Below are 8,420 nucleotides of genomic sequence, written 5' to 3'. Positions count from 1 at the left end.
GAAACCGAGGACACGCACACCATGACCGATGTGACGGCCAGATTTGCCACCGAGGCTGAGCGCCAGGACTGGGACGCGCTCATCGCCCGGAACCCCGCCGGGGGCGACTTCCTGATGGCCGCCTCCTTCGCCGCGACCAAGGCGAGCGTCGGCTGGGTCCCGCGCCACCTCATCTTCTCGTGGCAGGGGGTGACGAGCGCCGCGCTCGTGCTCGAGCGCCGCGTGCCGCTGCTCGGCCGCTACTGGTACCTCGTCAAGGGCCCGAGCGTGACGAGCCCCGAGGAATTCCTCGGCTGCGTCGCCGCGCTGCGCGCGTTCATCGCCCGGGAGAAGCTCAACGTGTTCAGCGTCACGACCGAGCCTCCGCTGCTCGACGACGAGGCGACCCACGCGGGCCTCGCCGCGATCGACGCCGAGCACCGCCCCGGCATCCAGGGCAACACCTACACGGCCATCGTGAACGTGGCCCAGGACGACGACGCCCTCATGAAGAGCTTCGACTCAAAGTGCCGCAACATGATCCGGCGCGCGATCCGCGACGGCCACGAGGTGCGCGAGTACCCGGCCGACGCCGAGACCTACGGCACGATGCACCGGCTGATGCGTCTCGTCGGCGGCGGGAAGGCAAACCTCCGGCTGCGCTCCGAGAGCTACACCGAAACCTTCTGGAACGGGTTCTCGCGGGCCGGGCAGGGCACCTTCTACGGCATCGACGTGGACGGCTCCCCCGCCGTGATGGCCTACCTCATCATCATCGGCGACCGCGCCTTCTACAAGGACGGCGGCTCCGAGCGCGAGCGCGTGACCCCGGGGATGAGCAACCTCGTGCAGTGGCACATGATGCGCGCCGCACGCGACGCGGGCTGCGTCAGCTACGACATGGTCGGCGTGCCGCCCACCAAGGAGCTGAACAACCCCGAGCACCTGAACTACTCGGTGGGCAAGTTCAAGCTCGCTTTCTCGCGCGTCGTCACGGAGCACATCGGCTGCTACGAGGTCGTGATCCGCCCCACCCAGGCCAACATCTGGGAGCGGATCGGCAAGCGCGTCGTCTCCAAACTGCACCGTCGCCGCACCGGCGACCTCGACCTGTTCTAAGCGGAGGACACCGGCACATGAGCCACTTTCTGCAGACCGATGCCTGGGCGCAGCTCCAGGGGGAGCTCGGCCGCGCCGTCGTGCGCGACTCCGGCGACGGCTGGCGCTACCAGGCCTTCCTGGAGCGCGGCAAGCTGAACAGCCGCCTCTACTGCCCCTACGGCCCGGAGCTCGATACCCCGGGAGCGCTCGCCCCGGCGCTCGCCTCCCTCACCGCGCAGGCGAAGCGGCTCGGCGCGGCCTTCGTCCGCCTGGAACCGACAGGCCCCGGGGCCGAGCAGGACCTCGCCGCGGCCGGGCTGAAGCGGGTGGCGCGGGTGCAGCCGGAGCACACCCAGCGCATCGACCTGTCGCGCCCCTTTGACGAGCTGCTGCTGGACATGCGCAAAACCAACCGGAACCTGCACCGCAACTACGCGAAGAAGGGCCTCACGGTCCGGCAGAGCCACGACCCCGCGGAGATCGAGACCCTGCTCGGCCTGCTGCACGGGGTCGCGGACCAGACCGGGATGCACGCGCACGCGGACGACTACCTGCGCACGCAGGCGAAGACCTTCCTGCCCTCCGGCGTCGGCACGCTGTACTTCGTTGACCTGGCCGGGGACGACGGCGAGCCCGCGCAGACGGTGGCCTCCGCCATGATCTACGACGACGCCGAGCGACGCTACTACGCGCACGCCGCCGCGAACTACGAGCACCGCAAGCTGGCCCCCGGCACCATCATCGTCTCGCAGATGATCGAGGACGCCCAGGCGAAGGGCCTGCGCGAGTTCGACCTGTACGGCGTGGTTCCGCCCGAGGTCACCGACCACGCGTGGACCGGCTTCAGCGAGTTTAAGCGCTCCTTCGGCGGCGTCCAGCACGACTTCGCCGGCACCTGGGAAAAGCCGGTCAAGGCGCTGAGCTACGGGGTCTACGACCTCGCCCGCAAGGTCGTCGGCGGGGGCCGCCTCTAGCCCGGCCCGGGACGCTTGGAGGGTTCGACGCCGGCCAAAGCGCCCTACACTGGGACCGACACGCCCCGGGGGCGGCTCGAGGCGGCGGACCCGGAGGCGAGGCGGCGCAATGGAGCACGGTCAGCGGATCCGAGTCCCCGTTCCCCCGCCCCCGGAGCGGTTTCCCCGGCAGGGGCCCGACCGCGTGGTCCAGTCCCGGCCCCGGGAGCGCCACCTCCGCGCCCGTCTCTCCCGCTACCCGAAGCTGGCGCGGCGCGTTCGCGGCGAATCCGGGGGTTTCGGTAGATCATGACGTGGGAGACAGGATCGTTCCTCCTTGCCGCGGCGTCTGTGGTGATCGGGCTGGCCCTCCAGGTGTTCGGGACCCGGAAGCTGTTTGCCCAGGTGCCGCACCGCCGCCTCCGCTGGACCGGCACCCCCGTCAGCGGCTCGGGTCCCGCCCCGTCCGGCAGCGGGGCCAGCTTCCCCGTCACGCTGCTGATTGGCATCATGCTGCTGGGCAGCGGAGCCATCCTTTTGGCCGCAGACCGGGCGTTGCCCGTTTCGGCAGCGATTGCGATCTACCTGGCGGTCGTCCTCGCCACCTGGACGCTGCAGGTCCTCCGCCACAATCGGCGCGTCGCCCGCGCGGGCGCGGCCCCCGAAGAAGCGGCCATGTGACGCCGCTGCGGCCCGCCGAGCGTGCGCCAACGCCGCGAAGCGAGGACAATAGAGGCATGAACGATTCCGCAGTTCCCCAAGACCGTACCGAGCTGGGCGCGCGCGTGGACGCGCTGCTGCCCCGCGCCCTTGCCGACCTGACCGAGATCGTCGCGATCCCGTCGATCGCCGACGAGCGAATCGTGGACCAGGCCGAGGTCGTCCGCGCCGCCGAGTGGACCCGAGCCGCCTTCCGCGCCGAGGGCATCCCCGCCGAGCTGGAGCTGACCCCGGACGGCACCTACGCCGTGATCGGGCACCGGCCCGGCCCCGAGGGCTCCCCCACCGTCCTGCTCTACTGCCACTACGACGTGCAGCCGATCCTCGACGAGGATGCCTGGCTGAGCCCGCCCTTCGCCCTCACCGAGCGCGAGGGTCGTCTCTACGGGCGCGGTGCCGCGGACTGCAAGGGCAACCTGGTCGCGCACCTGACCGCGCTGCGCGCGCTGCGCGGGGACGCCGCGGCGGCCGACGCGGGGCTCGACGGCGACTCCCCCTACCCCGTCGGCGTGATCATCGTGGCCGAGGGCTCCGAGGAGCAGGGCCGCGCGAGCCTCGACCGCTACGCGGAGGCGAACCCCGAGCTGTTCCGCGCGGCCGATGTCATGCTCATCCAGGACGCCGGGAACGCCCGGGTCGGGCTGCCCACGCTCACCACGAGCCTGCGCGGCGCGGTTGACGTCACGGTCACCGTCTCCAGCCTGGAGGCCAGCCTGCACTCCGGCGCGTTCGGCGGCGCGGCCCCCGATGCCCTCGCGGCCCTCGTGCACATGCTCGCCACCCTGCGCGACGAGCACGGTAACACGACGGTGCCCGGCATCGACGCCAGCCAGACCTGGTCGGGGCTCCCCTACGACGAGGACACGTTCCGCGCGGACGCCGGGATGCTGCCCGGCACCGAGATCCTGGGCTCCGGCTCGGTCGCGGAGCAGGTGTGGGCGCGGCCGGTCATCACGATCCTCGGCATCGACGCCCCGCCCGTTGTGGGCGCGGTCGCCGCGATCCAGCCCCGCGCCGCCGCGAAGCTGAACCTGCGCGTCCCCCCGGGGGCCGACGCCGCCGCCCTGCGCGACGCGCTCATCGCGCACCTGCACGCCGTGGCCCCGTGGGGCGTCACCGTCGAGGCCGAGGCGAGCGAGCTGGGTCACCCGTTCAGCGCCGACACCTCGGGGCCCGCGTTCCGGGCGCTGAGCCAGGCGCTCACGGACGCCTACGGCGGGGTGGAGACCGTCACGAGCGGCCAGGGCGGCTCGATCCCGCTGACCACGACGCTCGCCGGGATCAACCCGGAGGCGGAGATCGTGCTGCTCGGGGTGCTGGAGCCCGAGTGCCGCATGCACTCGACGAACGAGAGCCTGCACCCCGAGGAGCTGCGCCACATCGCCCTCGGCGAGGCCCTGTTCCTCGGCCGACTGGGGGCCACGGACTAACCGCCCCCTCCCGAGACGCGAGAGCGGCCCGCGTCCCCCATCGGGGGCGCGGGCCGCTCTTGTGGTGCGGCGAGTGCCTAGTAGTACGGATCCTTGCGCTTGGCGAGGGAGAGGCGGCGCGCGAGGCGGTCGCCGAGCCTCGTCCAGAGCGCGTAGGCGGCGCCCTTCAGCGGCAGGTCGAAGGTGCCGACGTAGTCGGTGACCTCCTTGTTGAAGCGCAGCTTGTACTGGCCGACGCCGTAGAGCGCGTGCTCCGTGTCGTCGATCTGCTCGCTCGGCGGCGCGCCGCAGAGGTCGTGCACGGTCGCCCCGTGCTCACGAGCCCACAGCAGGAGCTCCCACTGCATGCGGTTCATCGCGCCGTTGGGCAGGCCCGCCTTCGAGGAGGCCCCGTCCTTGTAGCAGCTGGTGTTGCCGAGCACGATGCCGAACATGCCGCAGACCACGCCGGACTCGGTGCTGCCGAGCACGAGCTGCCCGCGGCCGGTGGCCGCGAAGGTCTGCCAGAACTTCTTGTAGTACGCGTAGGGCCGCAGCTGGAACTTCTCGTCGCCGGTCTCGGAGAGCAGCGCGTACATCGTGCGGCAGTTCTCCTCGGTGGCCTCGACGCGCTCGACCGTGAAGCCGATCTTGTCGGCCTTGCGGATCTTCGTCCGGGTGCTCGAGGAGAAGCGGCCCATGACCTCGGCCTCCTCCCCCGAGATGTCGAGCAGGATCGTCGAGGCGTTCGGCAGGATCCGGAAGGTCGGCTGGAAACCGGCCCCGGTGAACGCGGCCTTCGCCGCGTCTGAGCGCAGCAACCGCGGCTCCACCTTCAGCATGAACGCGCCGTGGCGCTTCGCCAGCTCGCCGAGCGCCTGGGCGTGCGCGAGCACATCCGCCGTCTCCCGGCCCGCGGGCCCCGCGGGCACGTACCAGAACCGGCCGAGCACAGGCACGCGCTTCTCCAGCACGAGCGTGGCGGGGAAGCCGTCGCCCGGCTCCCCGACCACGTAGCGGGCGGAGTAGTTCTGGAAGGTTTTCGCTTCCGCGTACTCCGCGCTCTGCCAGACCTCGCCCCCGCCGGGGGCGGCCTCGACGAGTTCATCCCAGTGCGCGACCTCGGCCGCGTGTGCAAACCGTAACCGCACGTTAGACCTCAACGATGACGGGAACGATCATCGCCTTGCGCCGCAGGCGCTGCGCGACCCAGCGGCCGATCGTGCGACGCATGACCTGCTGCAGGCCCCGCTGGTCGCGGGTGCCGTTGCCGATCGCGTCCTCGAGCGCGGAAAGGATCTTGGGCTTGACCTGGTCGAAGACGGCCTCGCTTTCGGCGACCCCCTTCGTCTGGATGTCGGGGCCCGAGACGATCTTGCCGGTCTGCTTCTCGATCACGCAGATCACGGAGATGAAGCCCTCCTCGGCCAGCGTGCGCCGGTCCTTGAGGTCCTCCTCCGTCACCTCGCCGACGGACTTGCCGTCCACGTAGACAAAACCGATGTCGATCTGCCCGACCGCGCGCGCGACGCCGTCCTTCAGGTCGACGACGGTGCCGTTCTCGCCGATGATGACGCGGTTCTCGGGCACGCCGGTTTGCGCCGCGAGCTTGCCGTTCGCCACGAGCATCCGGTGCTCACCGTGAATCGGCATCACGTTCTTGGGCTGCACGATGTTGTAGCAGTACAGCAGCTCGCCCGCGGCCGCGTGGCCGGAGACGTGCACCTTTGCGTTGCCCTTGTGCACGACGTTCGCGCCGAGCTTGATCAGGCCGTCGATGACGCGGTAGACCTTGTTCTCGTTGCCCGGAATGAGGCTGGAGGCCAGGATGATCGTGTCGTCCTCGCCGATGGCGATCTGGTGCTCCTGGTTCGCCATCCGGCTGAGCACGGCCATCGGCTCGCCCTGGGAGCCCGTGGACATGTAGACCAGCTTGTGGTCGGGAATGTCGCCGGACTTCTTCAGGTCAACGAGCACGCCGTCCGGCACCGTGAGGTAGCCGAGGTCGGCGGCGATGCCCATGTTGCGCACCATCGAGCGGCCGAGGAGCACGACGCGGCGGCCGTTCTTGACGGCGGCGTCGAGCACCATCTGCACGCGGTGCACGTGGCTGGAGAAGCTCGCCACGACGACCTTCTTCTTCGACTTCGAGATGACGTTCTCGATGACCGGTCCGATGTCGGCCTCGAGCGGGGTGAAGCCCGGCACCTCGGCGTTGGTCGAGTCGGTCATGAACAGGTCGACGCCCTCCTCGCCCAGGCGGGCGAAGGCGCGCAGGTCGGTGAGCCGGCCGTCGAGCGGCAGCTGGTCCATCTTGAAGTCACCCGTGCCGATGACCATGCCGGCCTCGGTGCGGATGGCGACGGCGAGGGCGTCCGGGATGGAGTGGTTCACGGCGACAAACTCGAGGTCGAAGGGACCGGCGACCTCGCGGTCGCCCTCGGTCACCTCGACCGTGACGGGCTTGATCCGGTGCTCCTTGAGCTTCGCCGTGATCAGCGCGAGGGTCAGCTTCGAGCCGTAGATGGGGATGTCCCCGCGGCGCTTGAGCAGGTACGGCACGCCGCCGATGTGGTCCTCGTGGCCGTGCGTGAGCACGACGCCGACGATGTCGTCGAGGCGGCTCTTCAGCATTGCCATGTCGGGCAGGATGAGGTCGACGCCGGGCTGGTGCTCCTCGGGGAAGAGCACGCCGCAGTCGACGATCAGCAGCTTGCCGTTGATTTCGTAGACGGTCATGTTACGACCGACCTCGCCAAGCCCACCGAGGGGGATGACCCGGAGGGTGCCCTTTTTGAGTTTGGGCGGGGCGAATGAAGGGTTGGGCACGTGGCCTCCTGAATCTAGCGGGTGGTGCCTGCCACCTGGGGCAGCGCTCCACCGGCGGCCGCATTGCGGTCCGGTCGGAAATTGGTCAGATCAACGCCGGGGATGTCCCCGACGAGGGCGAGCTCGTCCTCAATCATCGCGGCTTCCCATTCTTCCGGCCCGACGAGAGGCAGGCGAACACGAGGGCTGCCGATACGGCCAAGGCCGTGCAGGATGTATTTGGCGGCAACGGTGCCGGGAACGTGGGTCATGACCGCACGCACGAGGGGCTCCAGCTGCTGGTGCGCGGCCTTCGCCGCGTGCAGGTCGCCGCGGTTCACGGCGTCCATGATGACCCGGTAGGGCGCGGCCGCGATGTTCGCGGTGACGCCGATCAGGCCGGAGGCGCCGATGGCCAGGTGCGGGAGCACGTTGGCGTCGTCGCCGGAGAAGTAGAGCAGATCCGTCTGGTTCAGGACCCGGCTGACCTCGCTGAAGTCGCCCTTGGCGTCCTTGACCGCGACGATGTTCGGGTGCTTGGCGAGCCGGAGGATCGTCTCGTACTTGATGGGCACGCCGGTGCGGCCCGGGATGTCGTAGAGGATGACGGGGAGGTCGGTCTCGTCCGCGATCATCCGGAAGTGGGTGAGCAGACCCGCCTGGGTCGGCTTGTTGTAGTACGGGGTGACGATCATGACGCCGTCGGCCCCGGCCTTCTCGGAGGCCTTGTAGAGCTCGATCGCGTGCGCGGTCTCGTTGGAGCCGCCGCCCGTGATGATCTTCGCGCGGCCGGAGGAGACGGCCTTGCCGACCTCGACGAGCTTGAGCTTCTCGGCGTCGGTCAGGGTGGAGGTCTCGCCGGTGGTGCCGGTGACAACGATGCCGTCCGCCCCCTGGACGATGCAGTCGTCGATGTGCTTCTCGACGGCGGGCCAGTCAACCTCGCCATCGGCGAGGAACGGGGTGACAAGGGCGACCATGACCTGGCCGAAGGGGTTCTCTACGTTCTTCACTCGTCTAGGCTACCGCGTCGGACCCGGAATCCCCCATTTGCCAGCGGGGAGTCAGGCTCCGCCTGGCGCGTGCGGGCGCGCTCAGGAGCGCCGTTCCGCGGCGCCGCGCGGCAGAGCTGGGCTTGAGGGCTCAATACCTGCTCTGCTGCTACTCGGGCTCCGCGTCCGGTTCCGCGCGGCGCTCGTAGCGGCAGAAGCGGTAGGCGAGGCCCGAGGCCTCGTCCACGTGCGCGGCGTCGCCGTGCGCCCCGGGCACCTCGGCCCACTCCGGGCCGAGCTCGGGGGCGCGGGTGTCCCCGTCAACGGCCGCGGCGATCCGGGTCACCTCGATCCGGTCCGCGAGGGGCAGGGCCTGGCGATACAGCTCGCCGCCGCCCATGACCCAGAGCCACTCGGGCGCGGGCTCCCCCGGCAGCCCCTCGGCGGCGAGCGCGATG

At 70.2% G+C, this 8,420-nt stretch carries 8 protein-coding genes; 4 read left to right on the top strand and 4 right to left on the bottom strand.

Translation table 11 applies throughout. The features are described 5' to 3' along the window. The 4 genes from OOT08_RS14655 to OOT08_RS14640 form a co-directional block, all read left to right on the top strand. A partial coding sequence (locus tag OOT08_RS14655; protein ID WP_325093526.1) for a lipid II:glycine glycyltransferase FemX occupies nucleotides 1–1,098 on the top strand: 1,098 nt, incomplete at its 5' end. 17 nt (nucleotides 1,099–1,115) lie between these two features. Then, nucleotides 1,116–2,054, top strand: a complete 939-nt coding sequence (locus tag OOT08_RS14650) for a lipid II:glycine glycyltransferase FemX (RefSeq protein ID WP_325093525.1) — start codon at nucleotides 1,116–1,118, stop codon at nucleotides 2,052–2,054. A gap of 288 nt (nucleotides 2,055–2,342) precedes the next feature. Next, the gene (locus OOT08_RS14645) at nucleotides 2,343–2,714 is read left to right on the top strand and encodes a hypothetical protein (protein ID WP_325093524.1); all 372 of its coding nucleotides are present in this window, start codon (nucleotides 2,343–2,345) and stop codon (nucleotides 2,712–2,714) included. Nucleotides 2,715–2,770: 56 nt separating this feature from the next. Further along, nucleotides 2,771–4,183, top strand: a complete 1,413-nt coding sequence (locus OOT08_RS14640) for a dipeptidase (RefSeq protein WP_325093522.1) — start codon at nucleotides 2,771–2,773, stop codon at nucleotides 4,181–4,183. 77 nt (nucleotides 4,184–4,260) lie between these two features. Here the strand turns inward: OOT08_RS14640 and OOT08_RS14635 are convergent, their stop codons facing one another. The 4 genes from OOT08_RS14635 to OOT08_RS14620 form a co-directional block, all read right to left on the bottom strand. Next, the gene (locus OOT08_RS14635) at nucleotides 4,261–5,313 is read right to left on the bottom strand and encodes a lipid II:glycine glycyltransferase FemX (protein WP_325093521.1); all 1,053 of its coding nucleotides are present in this window, start codon (nucleotides 5,311–5,313) and stop codon (nucleotides 4,261–4,263) included. 1 nt (nucleotide 5,314) lies between these two features. Further along, entirely contained in the window at nucleotides 5,315–6,991 is a 1,677-nt protein-coding gene (locus OOT08_RS14630) for a ribonuclease J (RefSeq protein ID WP_325093520.1), read from the bottom strand. A 14-nt stretch (nucleotides 6,992–7,005) separates the two neighbouring features. After that, complete coding sequence (gene dapA, locus OOT08_RS14625; protein ID WP_442916269.1) at nucleotides 7,006–7,950, bottom strand: 4-hydroxy-tetrahydrodipicolinate synthase; 945 nt, start codon at nucleotides 7,948–7,950, stop codon at nucleotides 7,006–7,008. 181 nt (nucleotides 7,951–8,131) lie between these two features. Further along, a partial coding sequence (locus OOT08_RS14620) for a dihydrofolate reductase (RefSeq protein ID WP_325093518.1) occupies nucleotides 8,132–8,420 on the bottom strand: 289 nt, incomplete at its 5' end.

Source organism: Leucobacter sp. M11 (assembly GCF_035726885.1).
Classification (GTDB): Bacteria; Actinomycetota; Actinomycetes; order Actinomycetales; family Microbacteriaceae; genus JAPFRB01.
The sequence above is the reverse complement of the archived record's forward strand: the minus strand, read 5'-3'. Positions and strand labels throughout refer to the sequence as shown.

What these genes read in the sequence shown, in the direction of transcription:
- OOT08_RS14650 (WP_325093525.1), top strand. Translation starts at nt 1,116, where the DNA reads ATGAGCCACTTTCTGCAGACCGATGCCTGGGCGCAGCTCCAGGGGGAG.
- OOT08_RS14645 (WP_325093524.1), top strand. Translation starts at nt 2,343, where the DNA reads ATGACGTGGGAGACAGGATCGTTCCTCCTTGCCGCGGCGTCTGTGGTG.
- dapA (WP_442916269.1), bottom strand. Translation starts at nt 7,950, where the DNA reads ATGGTCGCCCTTGTCACCCCGTTCCTCGCCGATGGCGAGGTTGACTGG.
- OOT08_RS14640 (WP_325093522.1), top strand. Translation starts at nt 2,771, where the DNA reads ATGAACGATTCCGCAGTTCCCCAAGACCGTACCGAGCTGGGCGCGCGC.